A 24,157-nucleotide genomic window follows, 5' to 3' on the forward strand; every position below is an offset into this window, starting at 1 on the left:
GCCCACCCGCCCCTTCGAGGCCTGGCTGCGCACCCCGCGGCACGCCGACGCGCCGGGCATCTACGCGTTCGGGCACGTGCCGCGCCCGCCGGAGGAACCGGACCGGGTGCCAAACCGGAAGCTGATCGGGGGGGCGGTGCTTTCGGCGTTGTGCGGGATGTTGGTGTGGTCGCTGTGCGCGGACGGCTATATCTCGTTCTGGTTCTGGCCGTATCTGTGGATCACGCCCGAGGCCTGGCGTGTTGCCCGCCCTGGCGACCAACTTGTGGCGTTCAGCGTTACGTCACGCCTCTACTACGTCTTCTGCGCCGCCATCCTGATCGCCGTCTGCGGCCGCTTCGGCAACTGGATGGAAGTCCTCCGCCGCTTCGTCCTCACCCCCCTCGCCCGGCCGCGCCCCGAGGAGGCCGCCGCGCCGCCCGCGCCCGAGGCGGATCCGGTCGGGTGGCCGGAGTTGCGGGACGCCGGGCAGCCCGCGGTCGCCGAGCGGCTTGCCGCCGAGGCGCGGGAGGGGCGGCTGAACGACGTCGACTACATCCGGCTGCACCGCGCCTGGCGGTCCGTGCAGGCCGACTCCTCGCGGCTGCACGCCTACACCGACGCGGTGCTGCGGCACGGGGCCGCCGCGTGCGTACACCCTTCGGGTGCGCGCGATCTGCCCACCCGGGCCGCGCGGCACGACCTGTACACCGCGCAGGTACGCATCGGCGCGGCCGTCGACGCGCAGCGCAATCCGTACCGCTACCGCGGCGCGGGGATCGCACTCGACCCCGCGCTGCTGGGCACCTCGCTGCTGGCCGTCGGGCCGCCCGGGTCGGGCAAGACCCGGCGGGTGGTGCGGCCGGTCGTCGAGTCGCTGTGCCTGCAGGCGCTGGCCGGGACCGCGGCGGTGGTGGCGGTCGGCGCGGCGGGCGCCGACCTCGGGCCGGTGGACGCCTTCGACGTGGTGATCGCGATCGGCGACCCGGCGTCCGCATACGACCTGGACCTGTACGGCGGTACCGCTGACCCCGACGAGGCGGCGGGCATGCTCGCGGCCGCGATGCTGGACGGCTTCGAGGGCCCGGAGGCCGATCCGCGCCGCGCGGCGACCGCGCTCGGCCAGCTCCTCGGCCCGTACCGCGCCGCCCACGGCCGCTTCCCGGCCGTCCCCGAGCTGCGCGAGCTGCTGGACGGCAACGCGGCCGCGCTGGCCGCGCTCCGCGAGGCGCTGGACGATGCGGGCGAGCACGCCTGGGCGCGGGGACTCGCCGCCAGGGAACGGCAGTCGGGCCGCCCCGGCGACATCGGCGCGCTGCTCGCCGACCGGATCGCGCTGCTCGACCGGCCCGCCTTCGCCGGGTTCTTCGATGTCACCGGCCGCACCCGCCCGTTCTCGCTGAACTCGCTGGAGCACCCGCTGCGGGTCCGTATCGACCTTCCGGAACGCGGTCACGCCGAGGCGTCCCGGATGCTCACCCGGCTGCTGCTCGCGCAGTTCATCGCGGCCGCCACCGCCCGTACCGACCGTTCGCTGTTCGCCTGTCTGGTTCTGGACGACGCGGCGCACACCGTGACCGCCGAAGCGGTGCGCGGCCTGCAGCGGCTGCGGTCGGCGCATGCGGGTGCGGTGCTGGCGCTGCGCGGCCTGGACGATGTGCCCGAGGCGCTGCGCGCCGCGCTGCTCGGGGCGGCCGGGTGCAAGGTCGCGCTGTCCGGGATGAACACCTGGGACGGCAAGCGGTTCGCCGAGGCGTGGGGCACCACCTGGGTCGAGGAGAGCGATGTGACCCGCACCCCCGACTACTCCGGCGGCATCCTCAAGCGGACGGTGCGTGGCATTCGGCGCCTGTTCACCGGCGAGGCCGCGACCACCGAATCCGTCACCGTGCGCCGGGTCGAACGGGAGCGCTGGTCCGCCTCCGATCTGGCCAACCAGGTACCGCCCGGCCATGCGGTCGCCTCGCTGACCTCGGTCGCCGGGGAGAGCTCGCCGCCGGTGCTGGTCAATCTGTGGGGGTGAGCCATCGCACGGAGGTGAGGCAGAATCAGTAGCGCCATGCCACCCACCCTCGCCTCCCTGCTGCGCACCTCCGCGCTCAAGCTCACCGTCCTGGCCGGAGGCGACCGGCTGGACGCCGCCGTGCGCTGGGTGCACACCAGCGAACTGGACGATCCCACCCCGTATCTGGAGGGCGGCGAACTGCTGCTCACCACCGGGCTGAAGCTCGGCACCGATGCCGACGCGCTGCGGGAGTACGTCTACCGGCTGGCGGACGCCGGGGTGGTGGGCCTTGGCTTCGGAGTCGGGCTCGGCCATGACTCCGTACCGGAACCGCTGGTCAGCGCCGCCGAAGAGCGTGGGCTGCCGCTGCTGCGGGTGCCCCGCCCGACCCCGTTCATCGCGATCAGCAAGGCGGTCTCGGCCGCGATCGCGGCCGACCAGTACAAGGCGGTCACCGCCGGCCTTGAGGCGCAGCGCGAGCTGACCCGGGCCGCGCTCGCCCCGGACGGCACCGGCGCACTGCTGTCCCGGCTCGCCGCGCACCTCGACGGCTGGGCGGCGCTGTACGACGCGTCCGGTGCGGTGGTCGCCGCCTCGCCGGACTGGGCCGGGCGCCGGGCCGCACGGTTGGGCGGCGAGATCGAACGGCTGCGGGCCCGGCCCGCTCCGGCCAGCGCCGCGGTCGCGGGACCGGGCGGGGCGGACGACCGGGTGGAGATCCAGTCGCTGGGCACCGGCCGCCACCCGCGCGGTTTCCTGGCCGTGGGCACCGCCGAGCGGCTCGACACCTCGGCCCGCTATGTGGTCCATGCCGCGGTCGCCCTGCTCACCTTGTCCCTGGAGCAGTCCCGTACCTTGCAGGACGCCGAGCGGCGGTTCGGCGCGGCGCTGTTGCGGATGCTGCTGGCCGGCGAGACCGGCCATGCCCGTACCGTCGCGGGCCGCCGCTACGGCACGTTGCTGGAGCGGCCGGTACGCGTGCTGATCGCGGAGGCCGCGCGCCGCCCGGACAAGGGGGAGCACGGTGACCCGGCGGTCGCCCTGGCGCTGCTGGCCGAGCAGGCGGAGGCGGCGGGCGCCCGCTCGGCCGAACCGCTGCTCGCCTCGCTGGACGGGCCGCGGCTGACCGTGCTGGCCGCCGACGGGGGCGGGGTGCTGGCGGCCTGCGCCGAACACGTCGAGGCCGCCGAGGTGCTGGCCGCCGGGCTGTCGGCGGCGGCGCCGGCCGATGAGGTACCCGCCGCGGGCAGCCAGGCGGAGCGGGCGCTGGCCGTGGCGCACCGCCGGTCCCGGGCGCTGGTGGAGCATGACGAGGTCGGTGCCGGATCGATTCTTCCGCTGCTCGGCGATGACGCGGTCAAGGCGTTCGCCGAGGGTCTGCTGCGGCCGCTGCGCGACCATGACGCCACCTCGCGCGGCGATCTGGTCAAGTCGCTGCGCGCCTGGCTGTCCCGGCACGGGCAGTGGGACGCCGCGGCGGCCGACCTCGGGGTGCACCGGCACACCCTGCGCTACCGGATGCGGCGGGTCGAGGAGATCCTCGGGCGGTCGCTCGACGACCCCGACGTCCGCATGGAGCTGTGGCTGGCGCTGAAGTCCGAGGGATGACGGCCGCCGCCTGACGATTCGGCGCATCGCCGCGGGGACGTAGTACGCGGTGGACAAACGCCATCCGGGCCCGGCCCGCCTACCGTGGTCCCACTGACGTACCTGATGCACCACCACCACGGGAAAGGCGGGGATCCGCTGTGACTTCCACCCGCGATGCCGTCCACGCGTTCTGGATCGCCGGGCGCCGGGCCACCGGCGAGGACGCCTTCGATGTCACCCATCCCTGGGACGGCGCCGTCGTCGGCACGGTGAGTGTCCCCACCGATGCCCAGGTGGAAGAGGCGGTCGCGGCCGCCGAGTCGGTGGCGGCCGAGTTCGCGGCCACCCCCGCCCACGTACGGAGCGCGGCCCTCGACCATGTGGCCAAGCGGCTCGCCGAGCGCACCGAGGAGATAGCGCGGCTGATCACCGCGGAGAACGGCAAGCCGATCAAGTGGGCGCGCGGTGAGGTCGGCCGGGCGATCTCGGTGTTCCGCTGGGCCGCCGAGGAGGCCCGCCGCTTCAACAGCGGTGACGCCCAGCGTCTGGACACCGACCCGGGCGGCGTCGGACGGCTGGCCCTGACCCGCCGCTTCCCGCGCGGTACGGTCCTGGGCATCGCGCCGTTCAACTTCCCGCTGAACCTGGTGGCGCACAAGGTCGCCCCGGCCATCGCGGTCGGCGCCCCGATCATCCTCAAGCCCGCCCCCGCCACCCCGCTGTCCGCCCTGGTGCTGGGCGAGATCCTGGCCGAGACCGGGCTGCCCGCCGGTTCGTGGAGCGTGCTGCCGGTCGCCAACGACCGGATGCCCGCGCTGGTCCAGGACGAGCGGCTGCCGGTGATCTCCTTCACCGGTTCGGACACGGTCGGCTTCCAGATCCAGCAGTCGGTGCCGCACAAGCACGTCACCCTCGAACTCGGTGGCAACGCGGCGGCCGTGGTGCTCGCCGACTACTCCTCCGACGCCGACCTGGAGTGGGCGGCCACCCGGATCGCCACCTTCGCCAACTACCAGGCGGGCCAGTCCTGCATCTCGGTGCAGCGGGTGATCGCCGACGCCTCGGTGTACGACCGGCTGGTGGAGAAGGTCGTCGCCAAGGTCGAGGCCCAGGTCACCGGCGACCCGTCGGACGACGCCACCGACGTCGGTCCGCTGGTCAGCGAGGACGCCGCCAAGCGGGTGGAGTCCTGGGTCGCGGACGCGATCGGCAAGGGCGCCAAGCTGGTCACCGGCGGTGTGCGCGAGGGCGCCTCGTACGCCCCGACCGTGCTCGCGGACCTGCCCGCCGACGCGATCCTGGCCACCGCCGAGGTCTTCGGGCCGGTGCTCAGCCTGCACAAGGTGGACGGCACCGACGAGGCGTTCGCCGCCGTCAACGACTCGAAGTTCGGCCTCCAGGCGGGTGTGTTCACCCATGACGTCCAGACGGCCTTCCGCGCCCACCGTGAGCTGGAGGTCGGCGGCGTGATCATCGGCGACGCGCCCTCGTACCGCGCCGACCAGATGCCGTACGGCGGCGTCAAGGCCTCCGGCACCGGGCGCGAGGGTGTCGCCTACGCGATGGCCGACTACACCTACGAGCGTGTCCTGGTCCTCACCGGCCTGGACCTGTAAGCCACTTCCCCGAGGAGGAGGGCGCTCTGTGCGGGAGCGCCCTCCTCCCCCCTTTTATGGGTTCGTTGTTCTCGCCTCGAACAGGGGCCAGGGGTCTCTTTGGAGTGCGCACCGGGATGGTCTGTTTCCGGGCGTCGTCCGGGTTGTGCACGGGGGCTGGTGCTGTTCCTATTAATTGGGTAGATACGCATCAGTAGCAACCGGCCGGTAACCGGCCGTGACCGCTGTCACCGACCCGCGGCGAGGTGAGCCCTCATGACCGCACCATCCGCCCCACGCCAAGTCTCCGAGCGTGAAGCCCGGCAGGTCGCCGAAGCGGCCCGGGAGCAGGACTGGCGCAAGCCCAGCTTCGCCAAGGAGTTGTTCCTCGGCCGGTTCCGGCTCGACCTCATCCACCCGCACCCCACCGGGTCGGCGGATGACATCGAGCGGGGGGAGGAGTTCCTGGCCAAGCTCAAGGACTTCCTGGAGACCAAAGTCGACGGCGCCCGCATCGAGCGCGAGGCGCAGATTCCCGACGAGGTCATCGACGGGCTCAAGCAACTCGGCGCCCTCGGCATGAAGATCGACGTCGCCTACGGCGGCCTCGGGCTGAGCCAGGTCTACTACAACAAGGCCCTCGCGCTGACCGGCACCGCGAGCCCGGCCATAGGGGCGCTGCTCTCCGCGCACCAGTCGATCGGCGTACCGCAGCCGTTGAAGCTCTTCGGTACGAAGGAGCAGAAGGAGACCTTCCTGCCGCGCTGCGCCCGGACCGACATCTCCGCGTTCCTGCTGACCGAACCGGACGTCGGCTCCGACCCGGCCCGGTTGGCCACCGCCGCCGTGCCGGACGGGGACGACTACGTCCTCGACGGCGTGAAGCTGTGGACCACCAACGGCGTGGTCGCCGACCTGCTCGTGGTGATGGCCCGGGTACCGAAGTCGGACGGGCACAAGGGCGGCATCACGGCCTTCGTGGTGGAGGCGGACAGCCCCGGTGTCACCGTGGAGAACCGCAACGCCTTCATGGGCCTGCGCGGCATCGAGAACGGTGTCACCCGCCTCCACCAGGTGCGGGTGCCCGCGGCCAACCGCATCGGTCCTGAGGGCGCGGGTCTGAAGATCGCGTTGACCACGCTCAACACCGGACGGCTCTCGCTGCCCGCCGCCTGCGCGGGCGCCGGGAAGTGGTGCCTGAAGATCGCCCGGGAGTGGTCGGCCGCCCGGGTGCAGTGGGGCAAGTCGATCGCCGAGCACGAGGCGGTCGGTTCGAAGATGGCCTTCATCGCGGCCACCAGCTTCGCGCTCGAAGCCGTCCTCGACCTGTCCAGCCAGATGGCGGACGAGGACCGCAACGACATCCGGATCGAGGCCGCACTCGCCAAGCTCTACGGCAGTGAGATGGCCTGGCTGATGGCCGATGAGCTGGTCCAGATCCGCGGCGGCCGCGGCTACGAGACCGCCGCCTCCCTCGCCGCCCGCGGCGAACGGGCCGTTCCCGCCGAGCAGATGCTGCGTGATCTGCGGATCAACCGGATCTTCGAGGGTTCCACCGAGATCATGCATCTGCTCATCGCCCGCGAGGCGGTCGACGCCCATCTGTCGGTGGCGGGCGACCTCATCGACCCCGAGAAGAGCCTGTCGCAGAAGGCGAAGGCAGGGGCGAAGGCGGGTGGCTTCTACGCCCGCTGGCTGCCCAAGCTCATGACCGGTGCGGGTCAACTACCGGTCTCCTACGGGGAGTTCCACCCCTCGGGCCATTCTGATCTGGCGGTCCACCTGCGCTATGTCGAGCGCACGGCGCGCCGTCTGGCCCGGTCCACCTTCTACGCGATGTCGCGCTGGCAGGGCCGGATGGAGACCAAGCAGGGCTTCCTCGGGCGCGTTGTCGACATCGGTGCGGAACTGTTCGCCATGAGCGCGGCGTGTGTACGGGCCGAGATGCTCAGGGCGCGCGACGAGCACGGCAAGGAGGCCTATCAACTCGCCGACGCCTTCTGCCGCCAGGCCCGGATCCGTATCGAAGAACACTTCGACCGGTTGTGGACCAACACCGACACCGTCGACCGCCGGCTGGTCAAGGCGATCATGAGCGGTGCCTACACCTGGCTGGAGGAGGGCATCGTCGACCCGTCGGGCGACGCCCCCTGGATCGCGGACGCCACCCCGGGCCCGTCCGTGCGGGACAACGTCCACCGGCCCATCCGCTGACCGCACACCGGTGGCCGCATCCCCTGTCAGAACCGTCACGGGATGCGGCCACAATGGGGGCATGACCGAGAGCCCCGCACCCCTCGCCGACCCGCATCTGCTCTACCGGCCGGATACCGGCAGCCCCGGCGCCCCGCGTGATGTCGTCATCCTCGGGTCGACCGGATCGATCGGCACCCAGGCGATCGACGTGGTGCTGCGCAACCCGGAACGCTTCCGGGTGGTCGCCCTGTCCGCCGCGGGCGGCCGGGTCCGGCTGCTCGCCGAGCAGGCGCACTCCCTGCGGGTACGCGCCGTGGCGGTGGCCGACGAGAAGGCGGTGCCCGCACTGCGCGAGGCGCTGTCCGCGTACTACCCGGCGGGCGAGGCCCAGCCGGAGATCCTCGCCGGTCCGGACGCGGCCTCCGACCTCGCGCGCATGGAATGCCACTCGGTACTGAACGGCATCACCGGATCCATCGGCCTCGCCCCGACGCTGGCCGCCCTGGAGGCGGGCCGGGTGCTGATCCTCGCCAACAAGGAGTCGCTGATCGTCGGCGGGCCGCTGGTGACGGCGCTCGCCAAGCCCGGACAGATCGTGCCGGTGGACTCCGAGCACTCGGCGCTGTTCCAGGCGCTGATGGGCGGTACCCGCGGCGAGGTGCGCAAGCTGGTCGTCACCGCGTCCGGCGGTCCCTTCCGCGGCCGGGCCAGGGCCGAGCTGGCCGATGTGACCCCGCGGGACGCGCTGGCGCACCCCACCTGGGACATGGGCCCGGTCGTCACCATCAACTCGGCGACCCTGGTCAACAAGGGCCTGGAGGTCATCGAGGCACATCTGCTGTACGACATTCCGTTCGACCGGATTGAGGTCGTGGTCCATCCGCAGTCGTATATCCACTCGATGGTGGAATTCATCGACGGCTCCACACTGGCCCAGGCGAGTCCGCCCGACATGCGGATGCCCATCGCGCTGGGGCTGGGCTGGCCGGAGCGGGTACCGGACGCCGCGCCCGCGTTCGACTGGTCCAAGGCGATGAACTGGGAGTTCTCGCCACTGGACGACGAGGCCTTTCCCGCCGTGGCTTTGGCCCGGCAGGTGGGTAGCCTCGGGGGCACCGCACCCGCGGTGTTCAACGCGGCCAACGAGGAGTGCGTTGACGCCTTCCTCGCCGGTCGGCTGCCGTTCACCGGGATCGTGGACACCGTCGCCGAGATCGTCGAGGAACATGGCACGCCCGTCCCGGGAACTTCCCTTACCGTGGCGGACGTCCTCGGAGCGGAGGCGTGGGCACGGGCCCGCGCCCGTGAACTGGCAGCGAAGGCGACAGCGGAGGCCCGCGTATGACCACACTGATGACGGTCCTCGGCATAGTCGTCTTCGCGGTCGGCCTGCTGATCTCCATCGCCTGGCACGAGCTCGGCCATCTGTCCACGGCCAAGCTCTTCGGCATCCGGGTGCCGCAGTACATGGTGGGGTTCGGCCCGACGATCTTCTCCCGCAAGAAGGGCGAGACCGAGTACGGGATCAAGGCGGTCCCGCTGGGCGGCTACATCCGCATGATCGGGATGTTCCCGCCCGGTGAGGACGGGAAGATCGTGGCCCGGTCCAGCTCGCCGTGGCGCGGCATGATCGAGGACGCGCGCTCGGCGGCCTTCGAGGAACTGCAGCCCGGCGACGAGACCCGGCTGTTCTACACGCGCAAGCCGTGGAAGCGCGTGATCGTCATGTTCGCCGGTCCGTTCATGAACCTGATCCTCGCCGTCGCGCTGTTCCTCGGTGTCCTGATGGGCTTCGGCATCAACTCGCAGACCACGACGGTCAGTACGGTGTCGGACTGTGTGATCTCCCAGTCCGCCGCCAGCAAGGGCAAGGCCACCTGCGCGGCCGCCGACCCGGCTTCCCCGGCGAAGAAGGCGGGGCTGAAGGCGGGTGACCGGATCACCGCCTTCAACGGCCGCCCGGTCGACAACTGGTCCATCTTGCAGGCCGACATCCGCCAGACCACCGGTCCGGCCGACATCACGGTGCTGCGCGGCGGGCAGAGCGTGCAGCTGCACGCCGACCTGATCAAGAACCAGGTCGCCAAGACCGACGGGCACGGCGGATACGTCGACGGCCAGTACGTGACCGCCGGGTTCCTCGGCTTCACCCCGGCCCAGGGCATCGTCAAACAGTCGTTCGGCGAGTCCGTGAACCGGATGGGCGACATGGTGACCACCGCCACCAAGTCGCTGGTGGACCTGCCGCAGCGGATCCCCGGCCTGTGGCGGGCCGCCTTCGAGGGCGCGCCGCGCCAGCCCGACTCGCCCATGGGGGTGGTCGGCGCGGCACGGGTCGGCGGCGACGTGTTCTCGCTGAACATTCCGCCGGAGCAGCGGATCGCGACCATGCTGATGCTGGTCGCGGGCTTCAACCTGTCGCTGTTCCTGTTCAACATGCTGCCGCTGCTGCCGCTGGACGGCGGCCACATCGCGGGCGCGCTGTGGGAGGCGCTGAAGCGGAATCTGGCCAGGGCCTTCCGGCGCCCGGACCCCGGTCCGTTCGACGTCGCGAAGATGATGCCGGTGGCGTATGTGGTGGCCGGTCTCTTCCTGTCATTCACCGTGCTGGTTCTGATCGCAGATGTGGTCAATCCGGTCAAGATCACCTGATATCGATCAAACACTGCCTAAGGGTGAACCGGTCGGGCGCCATGGGTGTCCGGCCGGTGCCATGTTCGCGCGAGGCCCTGGCGGATGTGCCCGGCGTCTATGCCGTGCCGTAACCTCGGTAGCCGAAGCCCGCCCACACCGGGACTCACCACGCCCGCACTTCCGAACCCTGGGGATGCACAGCACATGGCCGCGATTTCACTCGGTATGCCGTCGGTTCCGTCTTTGCTCGCCGAACGGCGCAAGAGCCGCCAGATCCAGGTGGGGTCGGTGGCGGTGGGTGGCGACGCACCGGTGTCGGTGCAGTCGATGACGACGACCGTGACGGCGGACATCGGTGCGACGTTGCAGCAGATCGCCGAGTTGACGGCGGCGGGTTGTCAGATCGTGCGGGTGGCCTGTCCGTCGCAGGATGACGCGGACGCGTTGCCGGTGATCGCGAAGAAGTCGCAGATTCCGGTGATCGCGGATATTCATTTCCAGCCGAAGTATGTGTTCGCGGCGATTGATGCCGGGTGTGCCGCGGTGCGGGTGAATCCGGGGAACATCCGGCAGTTCGATGACAAGGTCAAGGAGATCGCGAAGGCGGCGTCGGGTGCGGGGGTGCCGATCCGTATCGGGGTGAACGCGGGGTCGTTGGATCGGCGGTTGCTGGAGAGGTACGGCAGGGCGACTCCGGAGGCGTTGGTGGAGTCGGCGTTGTGGGAGTGCTCGTTGTTCGAGGAGCACGGGTTCCGGGACATCAAGATCTCGGTGAAGCACAACGATCCGGTGGTGATGGTCAACGCGTACCGGTTGCTGGCGGCCAGGTGTGACTATCCGTTGCATCTGGGTGTGACGGAGGCGGGTCCGGCGTTCCAGGGGACGATCAAGTCGGCGGTGGCGTTTGGTGCGTTGCTGGCGGAGGGGATCGGGGACACGATCCGGGTGTCGTTGTCGGCGCCTCCGGCGGAGGAGGTCAAGGTCGGCATTCAGATTCTGGAGTCGTTGAATCTGCGGCAGCGGCGGTTGGAGATCGTGTCGTGTCCGTCGTGTGGTCGGGCGCAGGTGGATGTGTACAAGTTGGCGGACCAGGTCACGGCGGGTCTTGAGGGCATGGAGGTGCCGTTGCGGGTCGCGGTGATGGGGTGTGTGGTCAATGGTCCGGGTGAGGCGCGTGAGGCGGATCTCGGGGTGGCCTCGGGTAATGGCAAGGGGCAGATCTTTGTGAAGGGTGAGGTGATCAAGACGGTTCCGGAGTCGAAGATCGTCGAGACCCTGATCGAGGAGGCGATGAAGATCGCCGAGCAGATGGAGGCCGACGGCGTAGCCTCCGGCGAGCCCGCCGTCACCGTCTCCTGACCGCGACGCCGACCTGCGCGCACGCCGCTCGGGCCGACCCCGGCCGCGTCCTCGGTGACGCGGCCGACCGCGCTCCCACGGGAGTGCCCGCACGCGCGCGCACCATCGGAACCGCACGGTACAGTGCGGAGATCAGCAGCCCACTGCGGGCCCGTACTGGCGAGGCGCCCACGTGTTGACGACGACCACCACCAAGGTCCTGGAACCCGCCGAGCTCGATGCCGCGCTGGCCGTTCTGGACCGGGAACCGGTCGCCAACGCCTTCGTCGCCGCCCGCGTCCGTATCGCCGGGCTTGACCCGTGGCGGCTCGGCGGCGAGATGTGGGGCTGGTACAGCGGCGGACGGCTGGAATCGCTCTGCTACGCCGGGGCCAACCTGGTGCCGATCTGCGCGGGCCCGGAAGCGGTGCGCGCCTTCGCCGAACGGGCCCGGCGCAGCGGCCGCCGCTGCTCGTCCATCGTCGGCCCGGCCGAGTCCACCGCCGAACTGTGGTCACTGCTGGAACCCAGCTGGGGACCGGCGCGTGAGGTCCGTGCCCACCAGCCGCTGATGGTCACCCGCTCGCTGCCCGTGGACGTGCCCCCCGACCCCCTGGTGCGGCGCGTCCGCCGCGACGAGCTGGACATGATCATGCCCGCCTGCGTCGACATGTTCACCGAGGAGGTCGGCGTCTCCCCGCTGGCGGGCGACGGCGGGCTGCTCTACCAGGCCCGGGTCGCCGAACTCGTCACCTCCGGGCGGTCGTTCGCCCGCATCGAGGACGGCCGGGTGGTGTTCAAGGCGGAGATCGGCGCGGTCACCCAGCACGCCTGCCAGATCCAGGGCGTCTGGGTGGCGCCGGAGTACCGCGGCCGCGGCCTGTCCGAAACCGGTATGTCGGCGGTGCTGCACTGCGCGCTGCGCGATGTCGCCCCCGTCGCCAGCCTCTACGTCAACGACTTCAACACCGCGGCCCGGGCCTCCTACCGCCGCGTCGGCTTCACCGAGGTCGGCTCCTTCATGAGCGTGTTGTTTTGAGCACGCGCCGGAGCCACTACGCTCCGGTCATGGACGACGTCGCGGTGGGGCCGCTTGATCTGGTGAGCAGGGTTGACGACGCGCTCGCGGTGCAGGCACTGGCCTTCGGGCTCACCGACGACGAGATCACGGTCCGCCGCCAGATCGTGCTGCGCCATCTCACTCTGCCCGGGGTGCGGGCGCTCGGCGCGACCACGTCCGCCGACCGCCTGGTGGGCTTCGTCTACGGGATGCCCAACGACCGCGCGCACTGGTGGTCCACGGTCGTGGAACCGTATCTGCGCCGCAACGGCCACGACGACTGGCTCGACGACTCGTTCGTCATCGTGGAACTGCACGTCCTGCCCGCCTACCAGGGCATCGGCATCGGCCGCCGGCTCATCACGGACATCACCGACCCGGTCCCGCAGCCGCGCAGCATACTGTCGGCGCTGGACCTGGACAGCCCGGCCCGACGCTTCTACCGCGGCCTCGGCTACCAGGATCTGGCGCACCCGGTGCACTTCCCCAGCGCCAGGACCCCGTACACGGTGATGGGCGCGCCGCTGCCGCTGCGCCGGTAATCGGGTACGGCGCCACCGGTGCCGCCCAGTATTGTCGGGCGGGGGCTGACTGCCCCGGGGAGACGCCGCGTCGCGGCATACTGAAATCGCCTGTACGGAGAGCCGCCATGGTCATGCGCATGTCCCGAATGCTCCTCAAGACACTGCGCGACGCCCCGGCCGACGCCGAGACCGCCAGCCACAAGCTTCTGGTGCGCGCCGGATATGTGCGCCGCACCTCGGCGGGAGTGTGGACCTGGCTGCCGCTCGGCAAGCGGGTGCTGGACAACGTCTCCCGGGTGGTGCGCGAGGAGATGGACGCCATCGGCGGCCAGGAGGTGCTGCTCCCGGCGCTGCTGCCGCGCGAGCCCTACGAGACCACCGGCCGCGCGGACGAGTACGGCGACCTGCTGTTCCAGCTCAAGGACCGCAAGGGCGCGGAGTACGTGCTCGGCCCCACCCACGAGGAGATCTTCACTCAGGTGGTGAAGGACCAGGCCACGTCCTACAAGGACCTGCCGGTGATCCTCTACCAGATCCAGACCAAGTACCGGGACGAGGCCAGGCCGCGCTCCGGCGTGCTGCGCGGCCGTGAGTTCCAGATGAAGGACGCCTACTCCTTCGACACCGACGACGAGGGCCTCGCCGAGTCCTACCGGCTGCACCGTGAGGCCTACATCCGGATCTTCGAACGGCTCGGCTTCGACTACCGGATCGTCTCCGCCGTCTCCGGCGCCATGGGCGGTTCGGCGTCCGAGGAGTTCCTCGCCCCGGCGGTCGCGGGTGAGGACACCTTCGTGGACTGCCCGAAGTGCGACTACGCGGCCAACACCGAAGCGGTCACCGCCGTCGTACCGCCCGTCGCCGCGGTCGAGCACCCACCGGTCGAGGAACTGGACACGCCCGACACCCCGACCATCGAGACGCTCGCCGCACACCTGGGCGTGCCCGCCTCCGCGACGCTGAAGAACCTGCTGGTCAAGGTCGACGGTGAGATCACAGCGATCGGCGTGCCCGGCGACCGCGAGGTGGACCTCGGCAAGCTCGCCGAGCATCTGGCGCCCGCCGCCGTGGAGTTGGTGACGGCGGAGGACTTCGAGGGACGGCCCGAACTCGTCCGCGGCTACATCGGACCGCAGGACCGCACCTTCCCGTACCTCGCCGACCCGCGGGTCGCGCCGGGCACCGCGTGGATCACCGGCGCCAACAAGCCGGGGCGGCACGCCCGCAACGTCGTGTGCGGCCGGGACTTCCAGGTCGACCGCTATCTGGACGTGGTCGTCGTCGAGCCGGGCGACCCGTGCCCGAAGTGCGGTACGGGCCTGGAGATCGGGCGGGCCATCGAGATCGGCCACATCTTCCAGCTCGGCCGCAAGTACACCGACGCCTTCACGCTGGACGTGCTCGGCAAGGAGGGCAAGCCGGTCCGGGTCACCATGGGCAGCTACGGCATCGGCGTCTCGCGCGCGGTGGCGGCGCTCGCCGAGCAGACCGCGGACGAGCAGGGGCTGTGCTGGCCGCGCGAGGTGGCACCGGCCGATGTGCACATCGTCGCCGCGGGCAAGACCACGCAGACCGAGCTGGCCCTGGAACTGGCCGACCGGCTGCACGCCGCCGGTGTCCGGGTACTGGTCGACGACCGGGCGGGGGTCTCTCCCGGGGTGAAGTTCACCGACGCCGAACTGATCGGTGTGCCCACCATCCTGGTGGCGGGCCGCCGGGCCGCCGAAGGCGTCGTCGAGTTGAAGGACCGCCGCACCGGCGAGCGCGAAGAGGTGTCCGTCGACGAGGCGTTGGCCCGGCTGACCGGCTGAGGCCGTCCTACAGCCAGCTGGCGAACTCCAACAGCAGCTCGCCGTCCTCCCGGTCACCGACCGACAGGCTCCACATGCCCGCCTCGACGGCGCGGAAGAACGACCAGTCCCGCAGCCGGTCCCGGTCGACGTCCAGCGCGTCGGCCAGCCTGCCCAGCCGCCGGCGGGCCGCGGACTGTGCCGCGGGCGCCGCCACCAGGGTCTCCAGGCGGTCCCGTACCAGCCGGGCCAGGTCGTATCCGGGGTCGCCGACCAGCGGCTTCGGGTCGATGGCGAGCCAGGGGAGCCGGTCGGCGGCGAGCACGTTGCCGTGGTGGAAGTCGCCGTGCAGCAGCACCGGTTGGGGCGGATCGGCGAGCAGCCGGTCGCGCAGCTCCAGTGCCTCGTCGACCAGTGGGCGCACCTCGGCGGCCCACGGCTGCTCGCGGCGTTCACGCAACTGGTCGGCGAGGTGCGCGGTGTAGTCGGCGACCGAGGTGAACGAGTGGTCCGCGGCGGGCGGCACCCACAGCCTGCGCAGCACCCCGGCGGCCTCCAGCATCGCCTTGGCGTCCGGCAGCGACCGCAGGGAGATGTCCGTGTGCAGCCGCTCCAGCAGCAGCGCGCCCTGCTCGGCGTCGGCGCGCAGCAGCCGTACGGCGCCTCGGCCGTCCCAGTGGGCGAGGGCGGCGTGCTCCTGTGCGGTCTCGGCGGTGATCAGGCCCAGCTTGAGCGCCGCGGGCGTGCCGTCGGCCTGCCGGACCAGTACCACCATGCTGATGTTGCCGCCGGGCTGCTGGACCCGCTCAGGCGTCAACTCCCAGCGTTCCAGGTACTCCTGGAGCCGCGCCGGGAGTTCGGCCAGCCACGCGCGGCCCGCCTCGCCCTCCCATGCGGTCAGCACCCGGACCAGGCGCTCGGGTGGCTCCAGCGGTACGTGCGGGGCCGAGGCCATGGGTGACGCATCCTTCCGGGCAACAGTGGTCAGCGGGGAGCAGGGGTTCACAGCGAGTCGGACGACGGAGTGGCGGACCCGGACGAAGTCGCGCCGGCGGCCCGCTCCGGCAGCCCCGGGAAGGCTACGCCGCTGCCCCGCCACCGCACGGCGCGCACCGCCGCCGCACGCAGCGCGGCCGTCGCGTCCCGCCGTACGTCGTCGTGCCCGGCCCGCACCAGGTCCGCGTAGGCACCGGCGACCCGGTCCTCCAGGACCGCGGCCAGCCGTACGGCGGCGGCCGGGTCGGTCACCGGGAACGGCAGTGCGTAGCCGGCGTCCGCGGGCACCGGATCGGTACCGAGGTCGTGGACGGTACGGGCGAGCGCGTCGCGGTGCGCGCGGTGCGCGTCATAGGCGGCCCGGGCGTCCGCGCGGTGTGCGTCGTCCACCCGGGCGCCGACCACCCCGTAGCCGTAGACGGCGGCGTGCTCGGCGGCGAGCGCGGCCTGCACGGCAGCCAGTTCGCCACCGGGGGACGGGGTGGTCATCGGGCCCTCCTCGAAGCGGTCGGGGCGCAGCCGGTCATTCAGCCACCGCCGCCCTGCAGCAGCACGACATGGCAGGCCCCGGCCGCCGCGACCGAGGCGAGCAGCCGGGCGAGCTGTGGCGGGGCGTCCTGCAGCGCCGAGGTCCGGGCGTCGGCGGTGCGGCGCTCGGCGTCGGCCAGCGCGGCCAGCGCGGCGCTCTGGTCGGCGGGCACCGCGGCGCTGGACGCGGAGGCCGTCGGGGCCACCGAGCCGGACGCCGCGCCCGACGGTGTGAACGCCGCGATATGCAGGGCGACTTGGGCCCGTAGCGGGCGCAGCCGGTCGGCGAGGGCCGGGTGCGCGGCGGCGGTGGCGTCGTAGCGGCCGAGCAGCGCGGTGCTGTCGAGGGCGGCCCGGGCGCTCAGCCGCGCCGACGGGTCGGCGGCGTCGCCGCGCGAGGAACCGCCCGAGCACCCGGTCAGTGCCGTGACCGCGATCGGCAGGGCCAGCCCGCCGGTGAGGACGGCCCGTCTACGCGGACCGCCGGGGGTCTGCGTGGTCATTGGGAGCGGCACGTTCCTCTTCCTGACGGAATGGTGGCGGAAACCCCGGCACTGTCCTGGCGGATCAAGGTCCTGGGCAGGCCAGAGCCTACCCGTGGCAGCGAAGGGGGCGGCGTGCACCCGTCAGGCTCCGCCGAATCGTCAGTCGGGTGCCGGAAACGATAGGCTCATGGCGACACGCGACGAACCCACAACAGCACACGCGGCCGAGGAGTCACCCGGATGAGCACCACCCAGACCGACAGGCTGCGAGAGATGCTGGAGCCGCTGGCGTCTGCGGCGGGTCTTGAGCTGGAAGAGGTCGCGGTCACCCCGGCGGGCAAGCGGCGCATGCTGCGGGTCGTCGTCGACTCCGACGAGGGCGTGCAGCTGGACGCGGTGGCGGAACTGAGCCGCGAGGTCTCCGCGGTGCTCGACGCGTCGGACGTGATGGGCGGAGCCCCGTACGTCCTGGAGGTCACCTCGCCCGGCACCGACCGGCCGCTGACCGAACCCCGCCACTTCGTACGCAACACCGGCCGCCTCATCAAGGCGCAGCTGGCCGAGGGCGGCGAGCTGGTCGCCCGCATCATCGGGGTGGACGACGAGGGGCTGGACCTGGAGGTGCCGGGGGTCAAGGGCCGCAAGCCCACCGCCCGCCGCCTCGCCTTCGCGGAGATCGCCAAGGCCCGGGTCGAGGTCGAGTTCAGCCACAAGGCTCCCACCGATTCCCCCCACCCGGACGACGACGCGGACGGCGACACGGACCCGGTCGCCGGCAACGACGAGAGCACTGAGGAGGCGTAGCCGTGGACATCGACATGAGTGCCCTGCGGGGACTGGTACGGGAGAAGGAGATCTCGTTCGACCTGCTGGTCGAGGCCATCGAGTCGGCCCTCCTCATCGCCTACCACCGCGAGCCCGGAAGCCACCGCGACGCGCGGGTGGAGCTGGACCGCAAGACCGGTCATGTGACCGTCTGGGCGAAGGAAGCCGCCTCGGAGGTTCCGGAGGGCGAGGCGCCGCGCGAGTTCGACGACACACCGACGGGTTTCGGCCGAATCGCGGCGACCACCGCCAAGCAGGTCATCCTGCAGCGGCTGCGGGACGCCGAGGAGGAGATCACCTTCGGCGAGTACGCCGGACGTGAGGGCGACATCGTCGCGGGGGTGGTGCAGCAGGGGAACGACCCGCGCAACATCCTCGTCGACATCGGCAAGCTGGAGGCCATCCTGCCCCCGCAGGAGCAGGTCCCCGGCGAGGAGTACAAGCACGGCACGCGGATGCGCGCCTATGTCGTGCGGGTGGTGAAGGGTGTGCGCGGTCCGTCCGTCACGCTCTCACGCACCCACCCGAACCTGGTGAAGAAGCTGTTCGCGCTGGAGGTCCCGGAGATCGCCGACGGCTCGGTCGAGATCGAGGCGATCGCCCGCGAGGCGGGTCACCGCACCAAGATCGCGGTGCGTTCCACCCGGCAGGGGCTCAACGCCAAGGGCGCCTGCATCGGCCCGATGGGCAGCCGGGTGCGCGCGGTGATGGCCGAGCTGAACGGCGAGAAGATCGACATCGTCGACTGGTCGGACGACCCGGCACAGATGGTGGCGAACGCGCTGTCACCCGCTCGGGTGAGCAAGGTCGAGGTGGTGGATCTCGCCAGTCGCTCGGCGCGGGTGACCGTCCCCGACTACCAGCTGTCGCTGGCGATCGGCAAGGAGGGCCAGAACGCCCGCCTCGCCGCCCGGCTCACCGGCTGGCGGATCGACATCCGGCCGGACACCGAGGCGGAACCGCAGAACGCGCAAGCACAGCAGTGAGCGGGCGGTAAGCGCGCCGTAACGAACAGCCGAGCGCAAACCGACCCGAAGGGGTGAGGTTGGCGCGGGGAGGTAGACTTAAGCAGTGTCTGGCCGGACGCGTGCCCGAGCATGCCCTGAGCGAACCTGCATGGGTTGCCGGAAGCGGGCGGCCAAGAACGATCTGCTGCGCATCGCGGTGATCGAGGATGAGTGTGTCCTTGATCCACGCGGTACGCTGCCCGGCCGGGGTGCTTATCTGCACCCCGACATGGCGTGTTACGACCTGGCGGTTCGCCGCCGGGCGTTTCCCCGGGCCTTTCGGAGCCGGGGGCCGCTCGGTACGGCGGAACTGCAACGGTCCATGGAACACGCGACAGGCAACGCCGCGTAGCACAGCGCGGTACGGAACAGAGAACGGCACGGGTATCCGTGCGGTCAGGTACGAGTCGGAAGTAGGTCGAGATTGCGATGAGCACTCGATGAGTACGCGATGAGTACGCCCATGAAGTAGCGACGGTCCGGCGGACGACCACCCCGGACCTAGAAGGAGCGAAGTGGCTAAGGTCCGGGTATACGAACTCGCCAAGGAGTTCGGAGTTGAGAGCAAGGTCGTCATGGCCAAGCTCCAAGAACTTGGCGAATTCGTCCGTTCGGCGTCGTCGACGATCGAGGCGCCGGTTGTTCGTAAGCTGACTGATGCGCTGCAGCAGGGGAACGGCGGCGGCGCCGGGTCCTCCGCCAAGCCTTCGGCGCCGCGCAAGCAGGCGCCCGCCAAGCCGGCCGCGCCCAGCGCCGGCACCCCGGCTCGTCCCGCCGCCCCCAAGCCCTCCGGTGCGCCCGCGCCGAAGCCTGCTGCTGCGGCGCCCTCTCCGGCTGCCCCGGCGCAGCCCGGCCCGCGTCCCGCTCCCGGTCCGCGTCCCGGCCCGAAGCCCGCTCCGGCGCAGCCCGCGCCCGCGGCCGAGTTCTCGTCTCCGGCCGCCGCGGCGCCGTCGCCCGCCCCCGCGGAGCGTCCCGCCCCGCGTCCCGGTGCGACGCCCGGCCCGCGTCCGAGCCAGCGCCCCGGTCCGCGTGACGGTGGCCCCGGTCGTGGCGAGCGCGCCGAGCGCGGTCCGCGTCCCGGCGGTCACGGTGGCGAGCGCGCCCCGCGTCCGGGCGGTGCCCGTCCGGCCGGTCCGCGTCCCGGTAACAACCCGTTCACCTCGTCCGGTAGCACCGGCATGCCGCGTCCGCAGGCGCCCGGTGCCCCGCGTCCGGGCGGTCCGCGTCCCGGCGGTCCGGGTGCGCCCGGTGGTCCGCGTCCGCAGGGCGCGCCGCGTCCCGGTGGCGCCCAGGGCGGTCCCCGTCCCACGCCGGGCGGCATGCCGCGTCCCGGCGGTGGCCAGGGCGGTCCCGGTGGTCCGCGTCCCAACCCGGGCATGATGCCGCAGCGTCCCGCCGCGGGCCCGCGTCCGGGGCCGGGCGGCGGTGGCCGTGGCCCCGGTGGCGGCGGTCGTCCCGGCGGTGGCGGCGGCGCTCGTCCCGGCTTCGCCGGTCGTCCGGCGGGTCCGGGCGGCGGCGGTCGTCCCGGCGGTGGTGGCGGCGGCGGTTTCGCCGGTCGTCCCGGTGGTGGCGGTCCCGGCGGCGGTGGCGGCGGCTTCGGCGGTCGTCCCGGCTTCGGCGGTCGTCCCGGTGGTCCGGGTGGCCGTGGCGGTACGCAGGGTGCCTTCGGCCGTGGTCCGGGCGGTCGCCCGGCGCGTGGCCGCAAGTCGAAGCGTCAGCGGCGCCAGGAGTACGAGGCCATGCAGGCCCCGTCCGTGGGCGGTGTGATGCTGCCTCGCGGCAACGGCCAGTCGGTCCGGCTGTCGCGCGGTGCCTCGCTCACCGACTTCGCGGAGAAGATCAACGCCAACCCGGCGTCGCTCGTCCAGGTGATGCTGAACCTCGGCGAGATGGTCACCGCGACGCAGTCCGTCTCCGACGAGACGCTGCAGTTGCTCGCCGACGAGATGAACTACATCGTCGAGATCGTCAGCCCGGAGGAGGAGGACCGCGAGCTTCTCGAGTCCTTCGACATCGAGTTCGGTGAGGACGAGGGCGGCGAGGAGGCACTCGTCGCGCGTCCGCCGGTGGTGACCGTCATGGGTCACGTCGACCACGGTAAGACCCGGTTGCTGGACGCGATCCGCAAGACCAACGTGGTCGCGGGCGAGGCCGGCGGTATCACCCAGCACATCGGTGCGTACCAGGTCGCGACCGAGGTCAACGGCGACGACCGCAAGATCACCTTCATCGACACCCCGGGTCACGAGGCGTTCACCGCCATGCGTGCCCGCGGTGCGAAGTCGACCGACATCGCGATCCTGGTGGTCGCGGCCAACGACGGCGTGATGCCGCAGACCGTCGAGGCGCTCAACCACGCCAAGGCGGCCGACGTGCCGATCGTCGTCGCGGTCAACAAGATCGACGTCGAGGGCGCGGACCCGACCAAGGTGCGCGGTCAGCTGACCGAGTACGGCCTGGTGGCCGAGGAGTACGGCGGCGACACCATGTTCGTCGACATCTCCGCCAAGCAGGGTCTGCACATCGACGACCTGCTGGAGGCCGTGGTCCTCACCGCGGACGCCTCGCTCGACCTGCGGGCCAACCCGGAGCAGGACGCGCAGGGCATCGCGATCGAGGCGCACCTCGACCGTGGCCGCGGCGCCGTGGCCACCGTGCTGGTCCAGCGCGGCACCCTGCGGGTCGGCGACACCATGGTGGTCGGCGACGCGTACGGCCGTGTCCGGGCGATGCTCGACGACACCGGCAACAACGTGGAAGAGGCCGGTCCGTCGGCCCCGGTCCTGGTACTCGGTCTGACCAACGTGCCGGGCGCGGGTGACAACTTCCTGGTCGTCGACGAGGACCGCACCGCGCGGCAGATCGCCGAGAAGCGCGCCGCCCGCGAGCGGAACGCGGCGTTCGCCAAGTCCCGCCGCCGGGTCAGCCTGGAGGACCTGGACAAGGTGCTCAAGGCCGGCGAGGTGCAGCAGCTCAACCTCATCATCAAGGGCGACGCGTCCGGTTCGGTCGAGGCCCTGGAGTCCTCGCTGCTGCAGCTGGACGTCGGCGACGACGTCGACCTGCGCATCCTGCACCGCGGTGTGGGTGCGGTCACCGAGACCGACGTCTCGCTGGCTGCGGGCTCCGACGCCATCATCATCGGCTTCAACGTGCGGGCCGAGGGCCGCGCCACGTCGCTGGCCGAGCGCGAGGGCGTCGACGTCCGGTACTACTCGGTCATCTACCAGGTGATCGAGGAGATCGAGGCGGCGCTGAAGGGCATGCTCAAGCCGGAGTACGAGGAGGTCGAGCTCGGCACCGCGGAGATCCGCGAGGTCTTCCGTTCGTCCAAGCTCGGCAACATCGCCGGTGTGCTCATCCGCTCCGGCGAGGTCCGGCGCAACACCAAGGCCCGCCTCGTCCGCGACGGCAAGGTCATCGCGGAGAACCTCACCATCGAGGGCCTGCGCCGCTTCAAGGACGACGTCACCGAGATCCGTGAGGGTTACGAGGGCGGTATCAACCTCGGCAACTACAACGACATCAAGGTCGACGACGTCATCGCGACGTACGAGATGCGCGAGAAGCCGCGCGGCTGAACCGTGCGGTGATGCCAGCCCCGGCGTAGCCCGGTCCATCAGGAACGGTGGTCGGGCGAGGGGCTGGCCGGTCGGGGCCGGTCGACGGGAGATAATCCGTCGATCGGCCCCGGCCGTTGCCGGTACTGTTGTGATGACTGTTCACACGAGGCCTCACAGGTCGGCTTGACCTGCTGCCCATGTATGTAGGGACGTTGTCCTTCGACCTGCTTCTCGGCGACGTACGGTCGCTGAAGGAGAAGCGCTCCATCGTTCGTCCCATCGTGGCCGAGCTGCAACGCCGCTACGGCGTCAGCGTCGCCGAGGTCGGTGACCAGGACCTCTACCGCAGGGCCGAGATCGGCATCGCGATGGTGTCCGGGGACCTCGGGCACGTCAAGGACGTACTGGACCAGTGCGAGCGCTGGATGGCCGCCCGGCCCGAGGTGGACCTGCTGTCCGCTCGGGAGCGGATCCATGGCGAAGACGACTGAATCCGAAGTCAGAAGACCGAAGAGAAGACAGAGAGAAGATTACGCATGACCGACACCGCGCGGGCGCGCAAGCTGGCGGACCGCATCCGGGTCGTGGTCGCCGAGACGCTGCAGCGACGGATCAAGGATCCGCGGCTGGGCTATGTGACGATCACGGACACCCGGGTCACCGGTGACCTGCGGGAGGCGACCGTCTTCTACACGGTCTTCGGTGACGAAGAGGAGCGGACCGCGTCCGCCGCGGCGCTGGAGAGCGCCAAGGGCGTGCTGCGCTCCGAGGTCGGCCGCCAGACCGGCGTACGGTTCACCCCGACCCTCACCTTCGTCCTCGACGCGGTCCCGGACACCGCCCGGACCATCGACGACCTGCTCGCCAAGGCCCGCGCCGCCGACGCCCAGGTCCGCGAGACGGCCGCGGGCAAGGGGTATGCGGGTGACGCGGACCCGTACCGCAAGCCGGCGGAGCACGACGAGGAGTCGGACGAAGCGTGAGCCGAGCGGGTAGAAGGGGCATCGGGCCCGACGGGTTGGTCATCGTGGACAAGCCCGCCGGGCTCACCTCGCATACGGTCGTCTCCCGTGTGCGCCGCTTCGCCGGAACCCGGCGGGTCGGTCACGCGGGCACCCTCGACCCGATGGCGACCGGTGTGCTGGTGATCGGCGTGGAGAAGGCGACCCGGCTGCTCGGGCACCTGGCGCTCACCACCAAGACGTACCAGGCGACCATCCGGCTCGGCCAGTCGACGGTGACCGACGACGCGGAGGGCGAGGTGGCGGCGACCGCGTCGGCGGCGCACATCGCCCGCGACGCGTTGGACGACGGCATCGCCAAGCTCACCGGCGACATCCTCCAGGTGCCGTCCAAGGTCAGCGCGATCAAGGTCGACGGGAAGCGCTCGTACCGGCGGGTTCTCGACGGCGAGGACGTCGAACTGGCGGCGCGGCCGGTCACCGTCTCGTCCTTCACCGTCCATGACGTACGGGAGGCGGTGGCCGCCGACGGTACCCCGCTGCTCGACGTCGAGGTGACCGTCGAGTGCTCCTCGGGGACCTACATCCGGGCGCTCGCCCGGGACCTCGGCGCGGATCTGGGCACCGGCGGGCATCTGACGGCGCTGCGCCGCACCCGCGTCGGCCCGTACGGCGTCGATCAGGCCCACACCCTGGACGAGTTGGAGGAGTCGTTCGCCGTGCTGCCGATCGGGCAGGCCGCGGCGGAGGCGTTCCCGCGCTGGGACGTCAGCGCCGAGCAGGCCCGTCAACTGATCAACGGCGTACGGCAGAAGGCCCCCGGGCTCGGCGCCGGACCCATCGCGGTCTTCGGCCCCGAGGACCGGCTCATCGCCCTGGTCGAGGAGCGGCGCGGCGAGACCAAGATCCTCGCGGGGTTCGTCTCGTAACTCCCGCGCGGACCAACTCCCGCGCGGACCAACTCCCGCGCGGCCCAACTCCCGTAGGGGCCAACTCCCATACGGATCAGCTCCGTACGGGCCGACCCGCCCACGGATCGACTACCCGTACGGCCCAACTCCCGTACGGACGGCGCACCGT

At 71.5% G+C, this 24,157-nt stretch carries 20 protein-coding genes; 17 read left to right on the forward strand and 3 right to left on the reverse strand.

Annotation, left to right across the window (positions count from 1 at the left end):
* From P2L57_RS34890 to P2L57_RS34935, 10 genes are all read left to right on the forward strand, one after another.
* The coding region (locus P2L57_RS34890; RefSeq protein ID WP_275821630.1) for an ATP-binding protein at nucleotides 1-2,002 on the forward strand (2,002 nt) is incomplete at its 5' end.
* Nucleotides 2,003-2,038: 36 nt separating this feature from the next.
* Nucleotides 2,039-3,592 carry a PucR family transcriptional regulator gene (locus P2L57_RS34895; protein WP_275821631.1) on the forward strand — a complete coding sequence of 518 codons (1,554 nt, stop codon included), beginning with the start codon at nucleotides 2,039-2,041 and terminating at the stop codon, nucleotides 3,590-3,592.
* Nucleotides 3,593-3,732: 140 nt separating this feature from the next.
* Entirely contained in the window at nucleotides 3,733-5,190 is a 1,458-nt protein-coding gene (locus P2L57_RS34900; protein WP_275821633.1) for an aldehyde dehydrogenase family protein, read from the forward strand.
* A gap of 255 nt (nucleotides 5,191-5,445) precedes the next feature.
* Nucleotides 5,446-7,383 (forward strand): acyl-CoA dehydrogenase family protein, encoded by a 1,938-nt coding sequence (locus tag P2L57_RS34905; RefSeq protein ID WP_275821635.1) that lies wholly within the window; start codon nucleotides 5,446-5,448, stop codon nucleotides 7,381-7,383.
* A gap of 61 nt (nucleotides 7,384-7,444) precedes the next feature.
* On the forward strand, nucleotides 7,445-8,710 hold the full coding sequence (dxr, locus tag P2L57_RS34910; RefSeq protein WP_275821637.1) for a 1-deoxy-D-xylulose-5-phosphate reductoisomerase: 1,266 nt from the start codon (nucleotides 7,445-7,447) through the stop codon (nucleotides 8,708-8,710).
* Nucleotides 8,707-10,017 (forward strand): M50 family metallopeptidase, encoded by a 1,311-nt coding sequence (locus P2L57_RS34915; protein ID WP_275821639.1) that lies wholly within the window; start codon nucleotides 8,707-8,709, stop codon nucleotides 10,015-10,017. Before dxr ends, P2L57_RS34915 begins: the two co-directional genes overlap by 4 nt.
* Before the next feature lie 186 nt (nucleotides 10,018-10,203).
* On the forward strand, nucleotides 10,204-11,358 hold the full coding sequence (gene ispG / locus P2L57_RS34920; RefSeq protein WP_275821641.1) for a flavodoxin-dependent (E)-4-hydroxy-3-methylbut-2-enyl-diphosphate synthase: 1,155 nt from the start codon (nucleotides 10,204-10,206) through the stop codon (nucleotides 11,356-11,358).
* Nucleotides 11,359-11,530: 172 nt separating this feature from the next.
* On the forward strand, nucleotides 11,531-12,376 hold the full coding sequence (locus P2L57_RS34925) for a GNAT family N-acetyltransferase (protein WP_275821643.1): 846 nt from the start codon (nucleotides 11,531-11,533) through the stop codon (nucleotides 12,374-12,376).
* Nucleotides 12,377-12,405: 29 nt separating this feature from the next.
* A complete protein-coding gene (locus P2L57_RS34930; protein WP_275821645.1) occupies nucleotides 12,406-12,939 on the forward strand; it encodes a GNAT family N-acetyltransferase in 534 nt (177 codons plus the stop codon).
* Nucleotides 12,940-13,058: 119 nt separating this feature from the next.
* The gene (locus tag P2L57_RS34935; RefSeq protein WP_275821647.1) at nucleotides 13,059-14,732 is read left to right on the forward strand and encodes a proline--tRNA ligase; all 1,674 of its coding nucleotides are present in this window, start codon (nucleotides 13,059-13,061) and stop codon (nucleotides 14,730-14,732) included.
* 7 nt (nucleotides 14,733-14,739) lie between these two features.
* On the opposite strand, the gene P2L57_RS34940 is transcribed toward P2L57_RS34935, so the two are convergent.
* The 3 genes from P2L57_RS34940 to P2L57_RS34950 are packed head-to-tail and all read right to left on the reverse strand — an operon-like array spanning nucleotide 14,740 to nucleotide 16,738.
* On the reverse strand, nucleotides 14,740-15,666 hold the full coding sequence (locus tag P2L57_RS34940; RefSeq protein ID WP_275821649.1) for an aminoglycoside phosphotransferase family protein: 927 nt from the start codon (nucleotides 15,664-15,666) through the stop codon (nucleotides 14,740-14,742).
* A 47-nt stretch (nucleotides 15,667-15,713) separates the two neighbouring features.
* Nucleotides 15,714-16,196: a DUF4439 domain-containing protein gene (locus tag P2L57_RS34945; protein ID WP_275821651.1), complete on the reverse strand. Its 483-nt coding sequence runs from the start codon at nucleotides 16,194-16,196 to the stop codon at nucleotides 15,714-15,716.
* A gap of 38 nt (nucleotides 16,197-16,234) precedes the next feature.
* Nucleotides 16,235-16,738, reverse strand: a complete 504-nt coding sequence (locus P2L57_RS34950; protein WP_275821653.1) for a hypothetical protein — start codon at nucleotides 16,736-16,738, stop codon at nucleotides 16,235-16,237.
* Between the two features lie 222 nt (nucleotides 16,739-16,960).
* Here P2L57_RS34950 and rimP point away from each other — a divergent pair, with 222 nt between their 5' ends.
* The 7 genes from rimP (at nucleotide 16,961) to truB (ending at nucleotide 24,006) form a co-directional block, all read left to right on the forward strand.
* The gene (gene rimP, locus P2L57_RS34955) at nucleotides 16,961-17,524 is read left to right on the forward strand and encodes a ribosome maturation factor RimP (protein ID WP_275821655.1); all 564 of its coding nucleotides are present in this window, start codon (nucleotides 16,961-16,963) and stop codon (nucleotides 17,522-17,524) included.
* 2 nt (nucleotides 17,525-17,526) lie between these two features.
* The gene (nusA, locus tag P2L57_RS34960; RefSeq protein WP_275821657.1) at nucleotides 17,527-18,531 is read left to right on the forward strand and encodes a transcription termination factor NusA; all 1,005 of its coding nucleotides are present in this window, start codon (nucleotides 17,527-17,529) and stop codon (nucleotides 18,529-18,531) included.
* A gap of 85 nt (nucleotides 18,532-18,616) precedes the next feature.
* Complete coding sequence (locus P2L57_RS34965; RefSeq protein WP_275821659.1) at nucleotides 18,617-18,904, forward strand: YlxR family protein; 288 nt, start codon at nucleotides 18,617-18,619, stop codon at nucleotides 18,902-18,904.
* 163 nt (nucleotides 18,905-19,067) lie between these two features.
* The gene (infB, locus tag P2L57_RS34970; protein ID WP_275821661.1) at nucleotides 19,068-22,133 is read left to right on the forward strand and encodes a translation initiation factor IF-2; all 3,066 of its coding nucleotides are present in this window, start codon (nucleotides 19,068-19,070) and stop codon (nucleotides 22,131-22,133) included.
* Nucleotides 22,134-22,312: 179 nt separating this feature from the next.
* Nucleotides 22,313-22,606 carry a DUF503 domain-containing protein gene (locus P2L57_RS34975; protein WP_275821663.1) on the forward strand — a complete coding sequence of 98 codons (294 nt, stop codon included), beginning with the start codon at nucleotides 22,313-22,315 and terminating at the stop codon, nucleotides 22,604-22,606.
* A 45-nt stretch (nucleotides 22,607-22,651) separates the two neighbouring features.
* Complete coding sequence (rbfA, locus tag P2L57_RS34980) at nucleotides 22,652-23,098, forward strand: 30S ribosome-binding factor RbfA (protein WP_275821665.1); 447 nt, start codon at nucleotides 22,652-22,654, stop codon at nucleotides 23,096-23,098.
* Nucleotides 23,095-24,006, forward strand: coding sequence for a tRNA pseudouridine(55) synthase TruB (gene truB / locus P2L57_RS34985; RefSeq protein WP_275821667.1), 912 nt, complete (start codon nucleotides 23,095-23,097; stop codon nucleotides 24,004-24,006). Before rbfA ends, truB begins: the two co-directional genes overlap by 4 nt.
* Nucleotides 24,007-24,157: the final 151 nt, after the last annotated feature.

This window comes from Streptantibioticus ferralitis, assembly GCF_029223525.1.
GTDB lineage: Bacteria > Actinomycetota > Actinomycetes > Streptomycetales > Streptomycetaceae > Streptantibioticus_A > Streptantibioticus_A ferralitis.

Bases quoted from the DNA above. Each gene is read 5' to 3' on its own strand.
- P2L57_RS34895 (WP_275821631.1), top strand. From the start codon at position 2,039: ATGCCACCCACCCTCGCCTCCCTGCTGCGCACCTCCGCGCTCAAGCTC.
- P2L57_RS34935 (WP_275821647.1), top strand. From the start codon at position 13,059: ATGTCCCGAATGCTCCTCAAGACACTGCGCGACGCCCCGGCCGACGCC.
- dxr (WP_275821637.1), top strand. From the start codon at position 7,445: ATGACCGAGAGCCCCGCACCCCTCGCCGACCCGCATCTGCTCTACCGG.
- ispG (WP_275821641.1), top strand. From the start codon at position 10,204: ATGGCCGCGATTTCACTCGGTATGCCGTCGGTTCCGTCTTTGCTCGCC.
- P2L57_RS34905 (WP_275821635.1), top strand. From the start codon at position 5,446: ATGACCGCACCATCCGCCCCACGCCAAGTCTCCGAGCGTGAAGCCCGG.
- P2L57_RS34975 (WP_275821663.1), top strand. From the start codon at position 22,313: ATGTATGTAGGGACGTTGTCCTTCGACCTGCTTCTCGGCGACGTACGG.
- P2L57_RS34940 (WP_275821649.1), bottom strand. From the start codon at position 15,666: ATGGCCTCGGCCCCGCACGTACCGCTGGAGCCACCCGAGCGCCTGGTC.
- rbfA (WP_275821665.1), top strand. From the start codon at position 22,652: ATGACCGACACCGCGCGGGCGCGCAAGCTGGCGGACCGCATCCGGGTC.
- P2L57_RS34945 (WP_275821651.1), bottom strand. From the start codon at position 16,196: ATGACCACCCCGTCCCCCGGTGGCGAACTGGCTGCCGTGCAGGCCGCG.
- P2L57_RS34950 (WP_275821653.1), bottom strand. From the start codon at position 16,738: ATGACCACGCAGACCCCCGGCGGTCCGCGTAGACGGGCCGTCCTCACC.
- P2L57_RS34915 (WP_275821639.1), top strand. From the start codon at position 8,707: ATGACCACACTGATGACGGTCCTCGGCATAGTCGTCTTCGCGGTCGGC.
- P2L57_RS34930 (WP_275821645.1), top strand. From the start codon at position 12,406: ATGGACGACGTCGCGGTGGGGCCGCTTGATCTGGTGAGCAGGGTTGAC.
- rimP (WP_275821655.1), top strand. From the start codon at position 16,961: ATGAGCACCACCCAGACCGACAGGCTGCGAGAGATGCTGGAGCCGCTG.